14 protein-coding genes are annotated in these 16951 nt (G+C 74.7%); 9 read left to right on the top strand and 5 right to left on the bottom strand.

Going from position 1 to position 16951, the window contains the following annotated elements:
* Positions 1-732 carry a response regulator transcription factor gene (locus SNE206_RS24365; RefSeq protein ID WP_405011614.1) on the bottom strand — a complete coding sequence of 244 codons (732 nt, stop codon included), beginning with the start codon at positions 730-732 and terminating at the stop codon, positions 1-3.
* 590 nt (positions 733-1322) lie between these two features.
* Between SNE206_RS24365 and SNE206_RS24370 the strand changes: the two genes are divergently transcribed.
* From SNE206_RS24370 to SNE206_RS24385, 4 genes are all read left to right on the top strand, one after another.
* Positions 1323-2027 carry a rhomboid-like protein gene (locus tag SNE206_RS24370; protein ID WP_407915631.1) on the top strand — a complete coding sequence of 235 codons (705 nt, stop codon included), beginning with the start codon at positions 1323-1325 and terminating at the stop codon, positions 2025-2027.
* A gap of 117 nt (positions 2028-2144) precedes the next feature.
* Positions 2145-4544 (top strand): endopeptidase La, encoded by a 2400-nt coding sequence (gene lon / locus SNE206_RS24375; protein WP_407915632.1) that lies wholly within the window; start codon positions 2145-2147, stop codon positions 4542-4544.
* 294 nt (positions 4545-4838) lie between these two features.
* Positions 4839-6269, top strand: a complete 1431-nt coding sequence (locus SNE206_RS24380) for a hypothetical protein (RefSeq protein ID WP_407915633.1) — start codon at positions 4839-4841, stop codon at positions 6267-6269.
* Between the two features lie 59 nt (positions 6270-6328).
* Complete coding sequence (locus tag SNE206_RS24385; protein ID WP_407915634.1) at positions 6329-6847, top strand: GtrA family protein; 519 nt, start codon at positions 6329-6331, stop codon at positions 6845-6847.
* Between the two features lie 43 nt (positions 6848-6890).
* On the opposite strand, the gene xylA is transcribed toward SNE206_RS24385, so the two are convergent.
* A complete protein-coding gene (gene xylA, locus SNE206_RS24390; RefSeq protein WP_407915635.1) occupies positions 6891-8051 on the bottom strand; it encodes a xylose isomerase in 1161 nt (386 codons plus the stop codon).
* 104 nt (positions 8052-8155) lie between these two features.
* Between xylA and xylB the strand changes: the two genes are divergently transcribed.
* From xylB to SNE206_RS24405, 3 genes are all read left to right on the top strand, one after another.
* Positions 8156-9583 carry a xylulokinase gene (xylB, locus tag SNE206_RS24395; RefSeq protein ID WP_407915636.1) on the top strand — a complete coding sequence of 476 codons (1428 nt, stop codon included), beginning with the start codon at positions 8156-8158 and terminating at the stop codon, positions 9581-9583.
* A 175-nt stretch (positions 9584-9758) separates the two neighbouring features.
* A complete protein-coding gene (locus SNE206_RS24400) occupies positions 9759-10982 on the top strand; it encodes an ROK family protein (protein ID WP_407915637.1) in 1224 nt (407 codons plus the stop codon).
* A 249-nt stretch (positions 10983-11231) separates the two neighbouring features.
* The gene (locus tag SNE206_RS24405; RefSeq protein WP_407915638.1) at positions 11232-12050 is read left to right on the top strand and encodes a CPBP family intramembrane glutamic endopeptidase; all 819 of its coding nucleotides are present in this window, start codon (positions 11232-11234) and stop codon (positions 12048-12050) included.
* A gap of 37 nt (positions 12051-12087) precedes the next feature.
* On the opposite strand, the gene SNE206_RS24410 is transcribed toward SNE206_RS24405, so the two are convergent.
* Positions 12088-13152, bottom strand: a complete 1065-nt coding sequence (locus tag SNE206_RS24410; protein WP_407915639.1) for a DUF3533 domain-containing protein — start codon at positions 13150-13152, stop codon at positions 12088-12090.
* A 109-nt stretch (positions 13153-13261) separates the two neighbouring features.
* Here SNE206_RS24410 and SNE206_RS24415 point away from each other — a divergent pair, with 109 nt between their 5' ends.
* A complete protein-coding gene (locus SNE206_RS24415) occupies positions 13262-13723 on the top strand; it encodes a MarR family winged helix-turn-helix transcriptional regulator (protein WP_405011606.1) in 462 nt (153 codons plus the stop codon).
* Positions 13724-13852: 129 nt separating this feature from the next.
* Entirely contained in the window at positions 13853-15409 is a 1557-nt protein-coding gene (locus SNE206_RS24420; protein WP_407915640.1) for an MDR family MFS transporter, read from the top strand.
* A gap of 74 nt (positions 15410-15483) precedes the next feature.
* Here the strand turns inward: SNE206_RS24420 and SNE206_RS24425 are convergent, their stop codons facing one another.
* Positions 15484-15729 carry a hypothetical protein gene (locus SNE206_RS24425; protein WP_405011604.1) on the bottom strand — a complete coding sequence of 82 codons (246 nt, stop codon included), beginning with the start codon at positions 15727-15729 and terminating at the stop codon, positions 15484-15486.
* 31 nt (positions 15730-15760) lie between these two features.
* Complete coding sequence (locus tag SNE206_RS24430; RefSeq protein WP_407915641.1) at positions 15761-16927, bottom strand: anion permease; 1167 nt, start codon at positions 16925-16927, stop codon at positions 15761-15763.
* Positions 16928-16951 lie beyond the last annotated feature (24 nt).

Genomic DNA, 16951 nt, shown 5'->3' on the forward strand with positions numbered 1-16951 from the left:
CTAGGAGAGCGGTGCCTCCAGGGCGTACCCGACGCCGTGCACCGTGCGGATCCAGCTCGCGCCGATCTTCCGGCGGAGCGCCTTGACGTGGCTGTCGACCGTGCGGGTGCCCGAGGCGTCCGTCCAGTCCCAGACCTCCGCGAGCAGCTGCTCGCGGGTGAGCACCGCGCGCGGCTGCGCGGCGAGGCAGGCCAGCAGGTCGAACTCGGTCGGCGTCAGGTGGACGTCGCCCGAGCCGAGCCGCACCCGGCGCTGCACGTGGTCGATCTCCAGCTCGCCGAAGCGCAGCGAGCCGAGGGCCGGCGTCCTCGCGGCCTGCTGGGCGCGCTCCACGCGGCGCAGCAGCACGTTGACGCGGGCGGCCAGCTCGCGCATCGAGAACGGCTTGGTCATGTAGTCGTCCGCGCCGACGCCCAGGCCGACCAGCAGGTCGGTCTCGTCGTCGCGGGCGGTGAGCATCAGGACGGGCACCGGGCGCTGCGCCTGGATCCGGCGGCACACCTCCAGGCCGTCGAAGCCGGGCAGCATGATGTCGAGCACCACGAGGTCGGGCTGCCAGGTGTGGAACCCGTCCACCGCGCCGGGGCCGTCGTGGGCCACGGCGACCTTGAAGCCCTCCGCGCCGAGCCTGGCCGCGATGGACTCGGCGATGGTGGGCTCGTCCTCCACCACCAGCACCCGCCGCTGCGTACCGACCTGGCTGCTGCCGGTCTCCTGCTGAATTTCTGTCACGGTCACGCCACCGCCCCCAGGGCTGCGGGCCGGCCACCTGTGGGGGTGGCGGGCGCCGCGTCGTAGTCGTCTTGTTCCGTCGTGGGCTTGTGCCCGGCCTGCCGTGTCCCGCAGGGCGCCGTTCCGCCGACGGCTTCCTGCGCGGCGTGGATGCGCCGTGTGGCTCGCGCACCCGGCCCGCACTCCACGCAGAGTACGGACACCGTGGGCGTTCCGGCAGATGGCTCGGGTGGATCCGGGCCATGGCCGTGCCGGTTCCCGTCCGGGACCGGGCACGGGGCGATACCTTACCGGGCGATTTTCCCGGCCGGAACGCTCTGTACGACCCCTGGCCGGGGTTGCGGTCCTTACGGAAGCGATGCTCGTCCGTGAACGGAGGGAAGGTACGGACCAAGGCGGCCGCGGACGTCGCCGAAGCTCAAGCAACCTTCACAGCTCTTACCCAGCAGGCTCCCAGGCTGGGAACGTATCGTGGTCACGACAAGGATCGACGGTGTCCTCGCGGGCACCGTCCGTGCGCATCCCCGTGCGCCCTCACCACCGCTGCGAGGGCCTCGCGCGCCGGTCCGCCGGCGGCGGACGGAGGGCCCATGGCAGGCGCCGGCCACCCGGCGGACCCACCCGGACCGCACCCGGCCGTCCGGCTGCTGCGCGGCGCGGTGCCGACCCCCCGCCGCACCCCCTTCACCGTCGCGTACCTCGCCCTGCTGCTCGGCACCACGCTCCTCGCCCGCTTCGGCGACCCCGTGCGGGTGCACCGGCTGCAGGCGCTCTCCAGCACGGACGTCCACAACCTCCTGCACCACCCCGCGCCCGCCCTGCTCGCCAGCGGCCTCTGGGTGGCCGGGCCGATCTGGACCCCCTACCTCTGGGCCTTCGCGCTGACCGTCGCCCCGCTCGAACGGCGGGTCGGCGCCGGCCCGGCCGCCGCGGTGTTCGTCGCCGGGCACGTCGGCGCGACCCTGCTCTCCCAGGGCGTCGTGCTCGCCTCGGTCGCCGCCGGCCGGCTCTCCCCGGACCTCCTCGACGCCCTCGACATCGGCGTCAGCTACGGCGTGCTCGCCTGCCTCGGGGCCCTCGCGGGGCTGCTCCGCCCGCGCGCCCGGGCGGCCGTGCTGGCCGCCGCGGCCGTGTACGTCGCGCAGTCGTCCCTCCTCGGGGCGGATCCGGTGACCGTCACCGGCCATCCGGCCGCCCTCCTCGCCGGCATCGCCCTCTGGCGGCCGCTGCGGCGCCGGATCCGCCCCGGGCCGCCCCGGACGGCAGGCCGCCCGGCACTCCCGTCGCACGCCTGAGCTGCGCCTCTCCCCGGGTCGCCGACCGATCGCCCAGAGCGAACACCGGCCGGGGAACAATCGCGCCCCGCCGATCCTTAGTCAGGTCAGCTCAACTTCACTGACTGGGGAGAGATCATGGCATCGACGTCCACACCGCTCACCCTGCCCGTGCTGCCGCTCGACGACGAGGTCGTGCTCCCCGGCATGGTCGTCCCGCTCGACCTCTCCGACGCCGAGGTCCGCGCCGCCGTCGAGGCCGCCCGGGCGGCCGGGGCCGCCGGCGCCAAGCCCCAGGTGCTGCTGGTGCCGCGGCTCGACGGCTCCTACGCCGCGGTCGGCACGCTGGCCACCGTCGAGCAGGTCGGGCGCCTCGCCGACGGAGACCCCGCCGCGCTGGTGCGCGCCGTGCGCCGGGTGCGCATCGGCGCCGGCACCACCGGCCCCGGCGCCGCGCTCTGGGTCGAGACCACGCCCTTCCGCGAGTCCTCGGTCGGCACCCCGGTGGCGGGCCGCGCCGCCGAGCTGGTCAAGGAGTACAAGGCGCTCTCCACCGAGTGGCTGCGCAAGCGCGGCGCCTGGCAGATCGTCGACCGCGTCGCCCAGATCGACGGCGTCGGCGAACTCGCCGACAACATCGGCTACGCCCCCTTCGCCACCGCCGAGCAGAAGCTCAAGGTGCTCCTGGAGGCCGACCAGCTCGCCCGCCTCGGCTACGCGCTGACGCTGCTGCGCGACCACCTCGCCGAGGAGGAGGTCAACGACACCATCCGCAAGGACGTCGAGGAGGGCGTGGCCAAGCAGCAGAAGGAGTTCCTGCTGCGCCGCCAGCTGGAGGCCGTCCGCAAGGAACTGGCCGAGCTCGACGGCGGTGCGGCCTCCGAGGAGGACGACTACCGGGCCCGGGTGGAGGCCGCCGACCTGCCGGAGAAGGTCCGCGAGGCCGCCCTCAAGGAGGTCGACAAGCTGGAGCGCTCCAGCGAGCAGTCGCCCGAGGGCTCGTGGATCCGCACCTGGCTGGACACCGTGCTGGAGCTGCCCTGGAGCGAGCGCTCCGAGGACGCGTACGACATCGCCGGCGCCCGCGCCGTGCTCGACGCCGACCACGCCGGTCTGGCGGACGTGAAGGACCGCATCGTCGAGTACCTGGCCGTCCGCAAGCGCCGCGCCGACCGGGGTCTCGGCCTCGTCGGCGGCCGCCGCGGCGGCGCGGTGCTGGCCCTGGTGGGCCCGCCCGGCGTCGGCAAGACCTCGCTCGGCGAGTCGGTGGCCCGCGCCATGGGCCGCTCCTTCGTCCGGGTGGCGCTCGGCGGCGTCCGCGACGAGGCGGAGATCCGCGGCCACCGGCGCACCTACGTCGGCGCGCTGCCCGGCCGGATCGTCCGCGCGATCAAGGAGGCCGGCTCGATGAACCCGGTCGTCCTGCTCGACGAGATCGACAAGGTCGGCTCCGACTACCGCGGCGACCCGGCCGCCGCCCTGCTGGAGGTGCTCGACCCGGCGCAGAACCACACCTTCCGCGACCACTACCTGGAGGTCGAGCTGGACCTCTCCGACGTGGTCTTCCTCGCCACCGCCAACGTGCTGGAGGCCATCCCCGAGCCGCTGCTCGACCGGATGGAGCTGGTGCGCCTCGACGGCTACACCGAGGACGAGAAGGTCGTCATCGCCCGCGACCACCTGCTGCCCCGCCAGCTGGAGAAGGCCGGGCTGAAGACGGACGAGGTCGCCGTCGACGAGGGCGCACTGCGCCGGCTGGCCGGCGAGTACACCCGCGAGGCGGGCGTGCGCACCCTGGAGCGCTCGATCGCCCGCATCCTGCGGAAGGTCGCGGCGCAGAGCGAGCTCGGCGAGCGCGAGCTGCCCGTCGCGATCGGCGCCGACGACCTGCGGGCGCTCATCGGGCGGCCGCACCACACCCCGGAGTCCGCGCAGGAGCCCGCGGAGCGGCGTACCGCGGTGCCGGGCGTGGCCACCGGCCTCGCCGTCACCGGCGCCGGCGGCGACGTCCTCTACATCGAGGCCTCGCTGGCGGACGCCGAGACCGGGTCGACCGGGCTGACCCTGACCGGGCAGCTGGGCGACGTGATGAAGGAGTCCGCGCACATCGCGCTCTCCTACCTCCGCTCGCGCGGCGCCGAGCTGGAACTGCCCGTCACCGGACTGCGGGAGCGCGGCATCCACCTGCACGTGCCCGCCGGGGCCGTCCCCAAAGACGGGCCGAGCGCCGGCGTCACCATGACGACCGCGCTGGCCTCGCTGCTCTCGGGCCGCAAGGTGCGCACCGACGTGGCGATGACGGGCGAGGTGTCGCTGACCGGGCGGGTGCTGCCGATCGGCGGGGTGAAGCAGAAGCTGCTCGCCGCCGACCGGGCCGGGATCACCACGGTGATCATCCCCAGGCGCAACGAGGCCGACCTGGACGACGTGCCGGCCGAGGTGCTGGAGCGGCTGGCCGTGCACCCGGTCGCCGACGTGCGGGAGGTGCTGGCGCTGGCCCTGGAGCCGGCGGAGGTGCCGGTCGCCGCCGCCGCGTAGCGGCAGGCACCGCGGGGCCGCGGGCGGCGGAGGAGCCGCCCGCGGCCCCGCAGGCGTGCCCGGAAGGTGAGACGACCCTTGTACGACGAACCGTCAGCACGCCAGGCTGGTCCCATGCATCGCCACGCGTACCTGAGCCGTCGACTCGACGTCGACCTGGCGTACGCGTGCTCCGCGAGCTGTCACCGCGCCCTCTGAGCGCGGTGCCCCCGCCCGGCCGAGGCCGGGAGCACGTCCGGGTGCGAGCACCGCCGCGCGGTCCTCCCTGCCCTCCTCACCCGACGGGACAACCCCATGCGCCTCGCGCTGCCCGCCCTCGCCGCCGCCGTGCTGCTCGCCCTCGCCCCGGCGGCCCCCGCCGCCGGCGCGGAGGGCTTCGGCCCGCTGCCGCCGCACAACCCGTACGCGGGCCCCGACGGCACCGCCACCATGCACGGCGACACCGGCTCCTCCGACGCGACCCCGCTGCCGGGGCCCGCCGCCGGGCCGCTCACCTCGCACCGGGCCGCGCTCGCCTCGGCCTGCCCGACCGTGCTGGTGGGCGCCGACGGCTACCCGGTCGCGCTGTGCACCGCGATCTTCGGCCTCACCCCGACCGTGCACCTGCTCGACCCGGCGACCGGGGACTCGCTGGCGTCGCTGCCGATCACCAAGGGCTCCCTGCTCGGCGGCGTCTACGCCTACCTCGACGACCGGGACCGCCTGGTCGCCGTCGACGGCGGGGGCAGCCTGCTGCGCGTCGGGCACCACCGCACCGCCACCGGCGCCTGGCAGCTCTCCGTCGACTCCTCGCTGCCGCTGGGGTCCGCGCTGCCGTCCGGCGACGCGGTCACCGGGATCTCCCCGGACTGGCAGGGCCGGGTGTGGTTCGCCACCGGCGGCGGCACGGTCGGCACCGCCGACGACCGCACCGGCACCGTCCGCACGCTCCCGCTCCCCGCGGGCGAGACGGTGGCCAACTCCATCTCCACCGCGCCCGGCGGCACCGCCGTCGCCACCACGCACGCCACCTACCTGCTGACCGCCACCGCCGACGGCACCCCGCAGATCGTCTGGCGGCAGCCGTACGACCGCGGGCCGGGCCGCAAGCCCGGGCAGCTGAGCTGGGGCACCGGGTCGACGCCGACCTTCTTCGGCCCGCGCACCGGCGGCGAGTACGTCACCGTCGTCGACAACGCCGCCCCCACCGTCAGCCTGCTGGTGTACCGCGCGGACTCCGGCGCGCAGGTCTGCTCCGTGCCCGTGCTGAAGGCCGGCGGCAGTGGCAGCGAGAACTCGCCGGTCGCGGTCGGCAACGCCGTGTTCGTCGCCTCGACCTACGGCTACCCGTACCCGAAGCTGCCGGAGGGCGCGGGCACCAGCGTGCCCGCGTCGGCGGCGTTCCGCGGCGGGCTGAGCCGGGTCGACGTCCGGGCCGACGGCTCCGGCTGCGATCTGCGCTGGGACACCGTCGTGCGCTCGGCCGCGGTGCCCCGGCTCTCCACCGCGGACGGCCTGATCCACACGGTGCTCCGCGACCCGGTGATCCCGGGCACCACGAGCACCTCCGAGCTCGACCCGTACAGCTACGCCGAGGTCGACCCGGCGACCGGCCGGGTGGTCCGGACGAAGTGGCTGGGCAGCGGCTTCATCTTCGACACGCTGCAGATGGTCGGGTCGATCGCGCCGGGCGGCGTGGTGCTCCAGGGCACCACGACGGGCGTGCTGCGCATTACCAACGGGTAGGTCCCCCGGGAGGGTCCGCCGAGTACCCGGCGGCAATCCGGGCGTGGGACACTGCCGGAATGCCGTCGCCAACTCAGCGGGCCCTGGCCCGGGTCCCGGAGCGCTGGAAGCCCACGCTGGTGCAGCACCGCAAGCTGGTGAAGTTCCTGCTGGTGGGCGGTACCTGCTTCGTGCTGACCATGGCCGTCGACCTCGGCCTCAAGTTCACCGTGCTCCAGCACAAGCCGGTCGTGGCGCTCACCGTCGCCACCGTGATCGCCACCGCCGTGTCGTACGTGCTGAACCGCCAGTGGTCCTTCCGCGCCAACGGGAAGCACCGCGAGGCGATCCTCTTCCTCGTGGTGAGCGCCCTCGCGGTGGTCGTCAACGACCTGCCGCTCGCGTTCTCCCGCTACGTGCTCGACCTGCGCGAGCCGGACGTCACCCCGCTGGTGCAGGAGGTCGCCGACTTCCTCAGCGGCATGATCGTCGGCACGCTGCTGGCCATGGTCTTCCGCTTCTGGGCGATGAACCGCTGGGTCTTCACCCGCACGCGGCTGCAGCCGCCCGCCGAGGAGCTCGAACCCGAACGGGTCTGAGCTCCCCGGTGACGGCGGCCCCGGCGGCCTCCCGGGGCCCGGCTCAGCGGGCGCCGAGCAGGTGCTCCATGGCGAGCTGGTCGAGCTGCTCGAAGGCCATGCCGCGGGCGGCGGCCGCGTCCACGTCGAACTCCTCGAACGCCGAGCGGTCGGCGAGCAGGGCGTCCAGGCCGTCCGCGACGGTCGGCACGGCCAGCTCGTCCAGGCGGGCGGCGCGCAGCGCCTCCTGCACGGCCGGGTCGGCGCGGAACGCCAGGGCCCGCTCCTTCAGCATGAGGTAGTTGGCCATGCAGCCGGCGGCCGAGGCCCAGACGCCCTCGAAGTCCTCGGTGCGCGGCGGCTTGAAGTCGAAGTGGCGCGGGCCCGCGTAGCCGGCCGACTCCAGCAGGTCGACCAGCCAGAACGCGCTGCGCAGGTCGCCGGCGCCGAAGCGCAGGTCCTGGTCGTACTTGATGCCGGACTGGCCGTTCAGGTCGATGTGGAACAGCTTGTCGTGCCACAGCGCCTGGGCGATGCCGTGGGTGAAGTTCAGGCCCGCCATCTGCTCGTGGCCGACCTCCGGGTTGAGGCCGACCTTCTCCGGGCGCTCCAGGCTGTTGATGAACGCCAGGGCGTGGCCGATGGTCGGGAGCAGGATGTCGCCGCGGGGCTCGTTCGGCTTGGGCTCGATCGCGAACCGCAGGTCGTAGCCCTTCTGGTCGACGTACTCGCCGAGCAGGTCGAAGGCCTCCTTCAGGCGGTCCAGCGCGACCCGGACGTCCTTGGAGCCGCCGTGCTCCGCACCCTCGCGGCCGCCCCAGGCGACGTACGTGGTGGCGCCGAGCTCGGCCGCCAGGTCGATGTTGCGGATGGTCTTGCGGAGCGCGTAGCGGCGCACGTCGCGGTCGTTGGAGGTGAAGCCGCCGTCCTTGAAGACCGGGTGCGTGAAGAGGTTGGTGGTGGCCATCGGCACCTTGAGGCCGGTGGCGTCCAGGGCGGCGCGGAAGCGCTTGACGACCGCGTCGCGCTCGGAGTCCGAGGAGCCGAACGGGATCAGGTCGTCGTCGTGGAAGGTCACGCCGTACGCGCCGAGCTCGGCGAGGCGGTGCACGGTCTCGACCGGGTCGAGGGCGGGGCGGGTGGCGTCGCCGAACGGGTCGCGGCCCTGCCAGCCGACGGTCCACAGGCCGAAGGTGAACTTGTCCGCGGGGGTGGGGGTGGGCATGGCGGAGTACTCCAGATCTGCCGGGGGCTATTCGTCAGGGCAGAAAACAAACTAATATCCCCAGGCACGGATGGGAAGTCCCGGCGCGGCACACGGAGTGAGACATGGCACGGATCGTCATCGGGGTGGACAGCTCCACCCAGGCCACCAAGGCCCTCGCGGTCGACACGGAGACCGGCGAGGTCCTCGGCGAGGGCCGCGCCGCGCACACCGTCACCGGCACCGGCGGCGCCCGGGAGAGCGACCCCCGGCAGTGGCGGCAGGCCCTGCACGAGGCCGTCGCGGCCACCGGCCACGCCGACCGGGCCGAGGCCGTCGCCGTCGGCGGCCAGCAGCACGGGCTCGTCACCCTCGACGCGGACGGCGCACCCGTGCACCCCGCCCTGCTGTGGAACGACACCCGCTCCGCCGGCCAGGCCGCCGCCCTCGTCGACGAGCTCGGCCCCGACGCCTGGGCCCGCCGCACCGGCAGCGTGCCCAACGCCTCCTTCACGGTCAGCAAGTGGGCCTGGCTGCGCGACCAGGGCCTCGCCGGCCGGGTCGCCGCCGTCCGCCTCCCGCACGAGTACCTCACCGAGCAGCTCACCGGCCGCCCCACCGCCGAGCGCAGCGACGCCTCCGGCACCGGCTGGTGGGGCGAGCACGGCTGGGACGAGGAGATCCTCGCCCTCGTCGGCCTCGACCCCGCGCTGCTGCCGCCCCTCGCCGAGCCCGGCACCCCGGCCGGCGAGACCCTCGGCACCCTCGGCGGCCTGCGGCCCGGCATCCCCGTCGCCCTCGGCGCGGGCGACAACGCCGCCGCCGCCCTCGGGCTCGGCCTCGGCGGCGGCCCCGGCGCCGCCCACGGACGGCCCGCCCTCTCGCTCGGCACCTCCGGCACCGTCTACGCCGTCACCCGCGGCCGCCCCGCCGACCCCGGCGGCACCGTGGCCGGCTTCGCCGCGGCCCACGGCGACTGGCTGCCCCTCGCCTGCACGCTCAACTGCACCCTCGCCGTCGACCGCATCGCCACCCTCCTCGGCCTCGACCGGCAGGCCGTCGAACCCGGCGGCGAGGCCGTCGTGCTGCCGTTCCTCGACGGCGAGCGCACCCCCGCCCTGCCGCACGCCGCCGGCCTGATCCACGGCCTGCGCCACGACACCACCCCCGGCCAGCTGCTCCAGGCCGCCTACGACGGCGCCGCCCACGCCCTGCTCACCGCCCTCGACCTCGTGCTGGAGTCCGGCGGCGAGACCGGCAGCGACCAGCCCCTGCTGCTGATCGGCGGCGGCGCCCGCGGCCGCGCCTGGCAGGACACCGTCCGCCGGCTCTCCGGCCGCGCGGTGCAGGTGCCGGCCGCCGGCGAACTCGTCGCCCTCGGCGCCGCCGCCCAGGCCGCCGGACTGCTCACCGGCGAGCACCCGGCGGCGGTCGCCCGCCGCTGGGACACGGCGGCCGGGCCCGTCCTGGAGGCGGTCGAACGGGACACCGCCACCGCGGCGCGGATCACCGCCGTCCTCTCCGACGGCGGGCCGCTGCTCGGCGCCCGCTGACCCGTACGGCACCCGCCGACCCGCACGGCGCCCGGGCCGCGCCGTGCGGAACGCGCGGCCGGGCGCGGATACGCTGCAAGCGGTCGACCTGGTGTTCGGCCCGATGACCGGCAGGGGGCCGGGCGGACACCCGACAGGGTGCCGGCCCGGCCGGTGGACGAGAGGTGCGACGGGGATGCGCGACACGGCGACGAGACGGGCCAGGCCCGCGAGCCAGCAGGGCATGCGCCGGGCCAACCTGGCGCTCGTGCTCGGCGAGTTCGCGGCCGGGCCGCGGTCGCGCGCCGAGGTCGCCGCCGCCACCGGACTCACCCGCGCGGCGGTCTCCTCGCTCGTCGACGAGCTGTCGGCGGCCGGGCTCGTCGCCGAGTGCGGGCCCGCCGTGCCGAGCGGCCGGGTCGGACGCCCCGGCACCGCGCTCGCCCTCGACCCGCAGGGCCCGGCCGGCCTCGGCGGCGAGATCGGCGTCGAACACCTCGCCGCCTGCGTCGTCGACCTCCGCGGGGAGGTGCGCGCCTGGCTGCGCCGCGACGTCCCCAACCGCGGCCGCACCCCCGCCGCCGTCCTCGCCGACCTCGCGGCGCTGCTGCGCGAGGTCGCCGGCACCTGCGGCCTCGAACCGGCCGGTCTGGCCGTTGCCGTCCCCGGCCTGGTCGGCGCGGCCGACGGCACCGTCGAGCGCGCGGCGAACCTCGGCTGGTCGGACGTGCCGCTCGCCGCCGAACTCCGCCGGGCGCTGCGCGGGGCCGGCGCCGCCGGCCTCGCCGGCCTGCCCCTCGACGTCGACAACGAGGCCAACCTCGGCGGCCTCGCCGAACTCTGGCTCGGCGAGGGCCCCGACGACTTCCTGCACCTCTCCGCCGAGGCCGGCATCGGCGCGGCCCTGGTCGTCGACGGTCGGCTGCTGCGCGGCGCCCGCGGCTACGCCGGGGAGATCGGCCACCTGCCCGTGCACCCCGACGGCCCGCCGTGCCCGTGCGGCGCGCGCGGCTGCCTGGAGCAGTACGCCGGGGAGGCCGCGGTGCTGCGCGCCGCGGGCCTCGCCGACGCCGGGGGCGACTGGGTGGCGCTGCTCGCCCGGCGCGCCGCCGACGGCGACCCGGCCGTCCGGGCCGCGCTGACCGGGGCCGGTACGGCGCTCGGCGTCGCCGCGGCCGGGTCCGTCAACCTGCTCGACCCGGCCGCGCTCGTGCTCGGCGGCGGCTACGCGGAACTCGCCGAGTGGCTGCTGCCCGCGATGCGGGCCGAACTCGCCGCCCGGGTGACCGTGCGCGCCTGGCGGGACGACTGGCTGTCCGTCTCCCGGCTCGGGCGGCGCGGCCCGCTGCTCGGGGCGGCGACGGGCGTGGTGCGCGCGGTCGTCGCCGACCCGGGCCGGTTCGCCGCCGCCGAGGGCTGAGGGCCGGGGCCCGGCGCCTGCGCGGGGGAGCACCGTCCCGTCCGGCCGGCGGGTGCGCCGGGAGCACGGCCGGACCCTCCGCCGAGGGTGCACGCCGAAAACGAAAAGCAGGGGCGCACGCCGAAAGGCAGGGACGCACGCCGACGGTCTGCCATCTCCACTTCTGGGGTAATTTGTCCGAAAGTGGCCCGGGAGGGGCGTCCGGGCCGTGGAGCGCGGCGGTGCCGCCGGTGGGCGAGGGGTGATCCGGTGGAGGCGGTCGGTGCGGACGGACAGGCCGGGCGCAGGCTCCCCTGGCCGTGGTTCCTGGTCGTGGTGGTCGTGTACCTGGGGATCCTCCAGGGCGTGGGCAGGCTCACCGGGGTGGACACCTCCGGTTCCGGCGGCGACTTCCCGACCGCCGAGGCGGTGGTGCGCAACGCGCTGATCCCGATCGGCCTGTCGATCGTGTTCGGCGCCGCGGTGGTGACCTGGCTCGGCTGGTGGGGCGTGGTGTCGACCTACCGGGTGCCGGTGCGCCGCTGGGTGCGGTGGGTGCCGATCTCGATGCTTCTCGCGTCCCTGCTCGGTCTCGACTACGGCCGTCTCGCCGACCAGGGCGCCGCCCTGGTGGTGTGCCTGCTGCTGCTCGGGGTGTTCGTCGGAGTGGGCGAGGAGCTGATGTTCCGCGGCATCGGCGTCCACGTGTTCAAGCGCGCCGGTTTCGGCGAGGCCGAGGTCGCCCTCTGGTCGTCCGCGGTCTTCGGCCTGGCGCACATCAGCAACGCCGTCGGCCACGGCGCGCAGGCGGTCGTCCAGGCCGTCGTCGTCTCCACCTCGGGCTACTTCTTCTACCTGTGCCTGCGGGTGGGCGGCGTGATCCTCCTGCCGATGCTCGTCCACGGCCTGTGGGACACCAGCCTGATCTCCAGCCTGGTCGGCATCGAGCCGGTGTTCCATCCCGGGCTCGTCCTGATCATCCTGCTCCAGGCCGCCCTGATCGTCGTGCTCATCGTCCGGCGCCGCAGCATCGAGCCCGCCCCGGCCCCGGACACCCGCCGGCCGTTCGACCCCGCCCCCCGGCCGTAGCCCTCGGCCGTCATGGCCGGCCGGTCGCCGTGGCCGGTCAGCCGCCGTGGCCGGCCGGGCCGTGAGCGCCGACCGCGGCCGGGCCCGGGGCCGCGCCGCCCGGCCGCCGGGCCACCGCGAGGAGGGTGACGCCGACGCCCACCACCGCCCAGGCCGCCAGCACCAGGAACGGCTGCGTCAGCCGGCTGCCGCCGAGGTAGGCGATCGACCGGGCCGCGTCGGTGCCCGCCCCGTTGGGGATCCACGCGCCGATCGCCCGCCAGAACGGCGGCATCAGCGGCGGCGGGAACACCCCGCCCGCGCTGGGGTTGCCGAGCACCACGAACACGAGCACGGCGAGCCCGATGCCGACCACGTCGAAGAGGCACTCCAGCGCCATGGTGAACGCGCCGACGGCGAACACCACCAGGCTGCCGAGCCCCCACAGCGCCCAGGTGGAGCCGGGCAGGGCGTTCAGCACCGGGCCGATGATCACCGCCCCGCCGAGGCCCGCCGCCACGGAGTAGACGACGAGGGTGGCGAGCCGGATCAGCGCCCGGTCGGTGTTCGCGGGCCGGGAGCCGGCGCTGATGCCGAGGATCGACGCCACCAGGTAGCCGCCCACGCACCAGCCGACCACCAGGTAGAACGAGGAGAGGCCCTCGGCGTCGCCCTCCGCGAGCGGCACGACGTCCTCGACGGCGAGCGTGCGCCGCTGACGGCTGTCGAGGGCGCCCACGATCTGCTCGGCGGCGGTCGCCGCGGCCGGTCCGCGGGCTGCCGCGACGAGCAGCGTGTCCTTCGTGCCGGTGGGGTCGACCAGCCAGGCGGCGTAGATCTCCTGGTCGCGGATGCGCTGCACGGCGGTGGCCCGGTCGGGGGCGGTGCTCGACCGGACGGCCTCGTCGGGGACGGCGTCGAGGGCGGCGACGAACTGCGGGGCGGCCCGCGCGGGGGCGACGACGGCGATCGACAGCCGGTGCGGGCTCGGGTCGTGGAGCGCGCCGACGTAGCTGGCGATGAAGCCGAGCTGCAGCAGCAGCACCGCCAGCACGAGGAGTGCGGCCCGCGGCGTGACCGCGTCCCTGATCTCGGCGGGGAATCCGCGGCGCGGACCGGCCATCGACTGCCTCCGGGGGATCGGGCGGGGACGAAAGTGGATCAAGCGGACACTTCATAGCATGAAGCAGTTGCCGGAGGGGGGAGGTGCCGCCTGCGGGATACTGGGCGCCATGAGTGACCAGGAGTCGGCGGAGCAGGCGTTCCGCGCGGTCGAGCGGGAGGTGGCGCTGCTGTTCCGGCGCGGCCGCGCGCGGTCGGCCGAGATGTCGCGGCGGGTGCACCCCGAGCTGGAGGGCGGGGCCTACAGCCTGCTGGCCTTCGTGGAGGAGACCGGCCGGGTGCGGCTCACCGACATCGGGGTGCACTTCGGCATCGGCAAGGCCTCGATCAGCCGGCAGGTCAAGCACCTGGAGGAGCTGGGGCTCGTGCGCCGGGAGGTCGACCCGCTCGACCGCCGCTCCTCGCTGGTCTCCCTCACCGGTGACGGCGCCGCCCGCTACCAGCGGGCCCGCGACGCCCGGATGGACCGCTTCCGCGAGCTGATGGCGGCCTGGGGCGACGACGACGTCGAGCGGTTCGCCGAACTGCTGCACCGCTTCAACGACATCGCCGCGGAGTCGATGTCCGTCTGAGCGCGTCCTGCACGGACACGGCCCGGCCCCTCGGGGCCGGGCTTTACTTGCGCTTGGCGAAAGTTGCCTTACTCAACCATCGAGCTTACGGTTGCTTGAGGCAACGAAATTTCACGTCGAAGGAAGCCCATGACCCCGACGACCCCCATGACGCACCGCCAAGTCCTGGAAGCCCTCTCCGGCCTGCTTCTGGGCCTCTTCGTGGCCGTGCTCTCCTCGACCGTCGTCTCCAACGCCCTGCCGACGATCCTCACCGACCTGCACGGCGGCGAATCCGCGTACACCTGGGTGATCACCGCCACCCTGCTCTCGCTCACCGCCTCCACCCCCATCTGGGGCAAGCTCTCCGACCTGGTCAGCAAGAAGCTGCTCGTCCAGATCGCCCTCGTCATCTACATCGCCTCCTCCGCCCTCGCCGGCCTCTCCCAGAACACCGGCCAGCTCATCGGCTGCCGCGTGCTCCAGGGCATCGGCGCCGGCGGCGTCACCGCCCTCGCCCAGATCTGCCTGGCCGCGATGGTGTCGCCCCGCGAGCGCGGCCGCTACAGCGGCTACTTCGGCGCCGTCTTCGCCCTCGCCACCATCGGCGGCCCGCTGATCGGCGGCGTCATCGTCGACACCGACTGGCTCGGCTGGCGCTGGTGCTTCTACGTCGGCATCCCGTTCTCGCTGCTCGCCATCGCCGTCCTCCAGCGCACCCTGCGGCTGCCCGTCGCCCCGCGCACCACCAAGGCCCGCATCGACTACCTCGGCGCGCTGCTCATCACCGCCGCCGCCAGCCTCCTGATGATCTGGGTCAGCCTGGCCGGCAAGAACTACGACTGGGCCTCCTGGCAGACCGCGGCCATGCTCGGCGGCACCGCCGTGCTGGTCGTGCTCTTCGTCGCCGCCGAACGCCGCGCCGCCGAGCCCATCGTGCCGCTCGACCTCTTCCGGCACCGCACGGTCACCCTCTCCGCCATCGCCAGCGTGCTGGTCGGCGTCGGCATGTACGGCGCCACGACCTTCCTCAGCCAGTACTTCCAGCTCGCCCGCGAGAAGTCGCCCACCATGGCCGGCCTGCTCACCCTGCCGATGATCCTCGGCCTCGCGGTCTCCTCCACCGTCGCCGGCAAGCTCATCACCCGCTACGGCCGCTGGAAGGGCTACCTCGTGGCCGGCACCCTGCTGCTCGCCGTCGGCTTCGGCCTGCTCGGCACCGCCCGGGCCGACACCGCGTACGGCCTGCTCTCCCTCTACATGGCGCTCGCCGGCATCGGCCTCGGCCTGACCATGCAGAACCTCGTGCTCGCCGTGCAGAACACCGTGCCCCGCGAGGAGCTCGGCTCGGCCAGCTCCACCGTCACGTTCTTCCGCACCATGGGCGGCGCCATCGGCGTCTCGGCCCTCGGCGCGCTGATGTCCGACCGGGTCGCGCGCTACCTGGCCGAGAACCTCGCCAAGGCGGGCGTCCACCCGGCCGCCGGCGGTCTCGGCGGCGGCGAGATCCCGGACCTGCACGCACTGCCCGCGCCGATCGTCCCGCTCGTCACCGACGCCTTCGGCCGCGGTGTCGGCATGGTGTTCCTGCTGGCCGCGCCGTTCGCGCTGACGGCCTTCGTGGTCGTGCTGTTCATCCGCGAGGCGCCGCTGCGCGGCACCGTGGACATCCCGGCCGCCCGGGCGCCGGAGCTCGTCAAGGACTGAGCCCGGCACGACGTACGGCGAAGGGCCCGATCGGGAGATCGGGCCCTTCGCCGTACGCGCGTGCGTCGGCCGGCTCAGCGGCCGGCGATCATCGTGATCCCGTAGAAGACCACGGAGGCGCAGGCGCTGAAGCACAGGGCCGCACCGGCCAGTGCGAGGTTGCCGCTGCCCGCGCCGGGGATGCCCGACCGGACGGCCTCCTGCGCGGCCTCGCGGCGCGACAGCGCCAGGATGCCGAGGGCGAAGGCCGCGACCACCGCGACCGTCACGCCGAAGCTGATGCCCGCGGTCTGGGCGAGGGCGCTCCACTTGATGTCCATGGTTCTCTCCGTCCTGTCCGTGACCGGGCCGTCAGGCCGCGACGGTGGTGGTGGCGGGCGTCGGGGCGGCGGCCTGGACCGGCACCTCGACCTCCTGCACGTCGTTGACGTTGCCGGCGGTGACCGGCTGGCGGCGCGAGAGGACCCACATGGCGCCGGAACCGGCGACCAGGGCGGCCCCGACCAGTGCGACGCCCCACGCGCCCTGGTCCGCGACGAAGGCCGCGACACCGGCCACCGTGGCGGCGGCGGGCAGGGTCAGGCCCCACGTGTAGACCATGCGGCGCACCAGGCTCCAGCGCAGCTCGCGCTTGGGGCCGCCGAGGCCCGCGCCCATGATGCCGCCGGAGCAGACCTGGGTGGTGGAGAGGCCGTAGCCCATGTGCGTCGAGGTGAGGATGACCGCGGTGGCGGCCGTCTCGGTGGCCAGGCCCTGCCGCGGCTGGATGTCGGTCAGGCCCTTGCCCATCGAGCGGATGATGCGCCAGCCGCCCATGTACGTGCCGAGGGCGATGGCGGCGCCCGCGCTCACGATGACCCAGACCGGCGGCAGCGCGCCGGGCTTCAGGGCGCCGACGGAGACCAGGGTCAGGGTGATGATGCCCATGGTCTTCTGCGCGTCGTTGGTGCCGTGCGCCAGCGAGATCAGCGACGACGAGAACACCTGGCCGCGCCGGAAGCCCTTGTCGGTGGTGCTCTCGCGGCCGCCGCGGGTGATCAGGTACGCCAGCTTGGTGGCGCCGAAGGCGGCCAGGCCCGCCACGAGCGGGGAGGCCACGGCCGGGATGAGGATCTTGGTCGCGACGACGTCGAAGTTCACGCCGTTCATGCCGACGCCGACCACGGTGGCGCCGATCAGGCCGCCGTACAGCGCGTGCGAGGAGCTGGACGGCAGGCCGCGCAGCCAGGTCAGCAGGTTCCAGAGGATCGCCCCGACCAGGGCGGCGAAGATGATCGACGGCTCGACGCCGACCTTCTCGTTCACGATGCCGCCGGAGATGGTGGTGGCCACCTTCACGGAGAGGAAGGCCCCGGCGAAGTTGAGGACGGCGGCGATGGTGACCGCGACCTTGGGCTTGAGGGCTCCCGTCGCGATGGAGGTGGCCATCGCGTTGGCGGTGTCGTGGAAGCCGTTGGTGAAGTCGAAGGCGAGCGCCGTGATGATCACAACGGCCACCAGGAACGTGATGTGTTCCATAACCAAACAATCGTCGTAGTTGTC

The sequence above is a fragment of the Kitasatospora sp. NE20-6 genome (genome assembly GCF_045862635.1).

What these genes read in the sequence shown, in the direction of transcription:
- SNE206_RS24430 (WP_407915641.1), bottom strand. Translation starts at nt 16,927, where the DNA reads ATGGAACACATCACGTTCCTGGTGGCCGTTGTGATCATCACGGCGCTC.
- SNE206_RS24370 (WP_407915631.1), top strand. Translation starts at nt 1,323, where the DNA reads ATGGCAGGCGCCGGCCACCCGGCGGACCCACCCGGACCGCACCCGGCC.
- xylB (WP_407915636.1), top strand. Translation starts at nt 8,156, where the DNA reads ATGGCACGGATCGTCATCGGGGTGGACAGCTCCACCCAGGCCACCAAG.
- SNE206_RS24385 (WP_407915634.1), top strand. Translation starts at nt 6,329, where the DNA reads ATGCCGTCGCCAACTCAGCGGGCCCTGGCCCGGGTCCCGGAGCGCTGG.
- xylA (WP_407915635.1), bottom strand. Translation starts at nt 8,051, where the DNA reads ATGCCCACCCCCACCCCCGCGGACAAGTTCACCTTCGGCCTGTGGACC.
- SNE206_RS24420 (WP_407915640.1), top strand. Translation starts at nt 13,853, where the DNA reads ATGACCCCGACGACCCCCATGACGCACCGCCAAGTCCTGGAAGCCCTC.
- SNE206_RS24400 (WP_407915637.1), top strand. Translation starts at nt 9,759, where the DNA reads ATGCGCGACACGGCGACGAGACGGGCCAGGCCCGCGAGCCAGCAGGGC.
- lon (WP_407915632.1), top strand. Translation starts at nt 2,145, where the DNA reads ATGGCATCGACGTCCACACCGCTCACCCTGCCCGTGCTGCCGCTCGAC.
- SNE206_RS24415 (WP_405011606.1), top strand. Translation starts at nt 13,262, where the DNA reads ATGAGTGACCAGGAGTCGGCGGAGCAGGCGTTCCGCGCGGTCGAGCGG.
- SNE206_RS24410 (WP_407915639.1), bottom strand. Translation starts at nt 13,152, where the DNA reads ATGGCCGGTCCGCGCCGCGGATTCCCCGCCGAGATCAGGGACGCGGTC.
- SNE206_RS24380 (WP_407915633.1), top strand. Translation starts at nt 4,839, where the DNA reads ATGCGCCTCGCGCTGCCCGCCCTCGCCGCCGCCGTGCTGCTCGCCCTC.
- SNE206_RS24425 (WP_405011604.1), bottom strand. Translation starts at nt 15,729, where the DNA reads ATGGACATCAAGTGGAGCGCCCTCGCCCAGACCGCGGGCATCAGCTTC.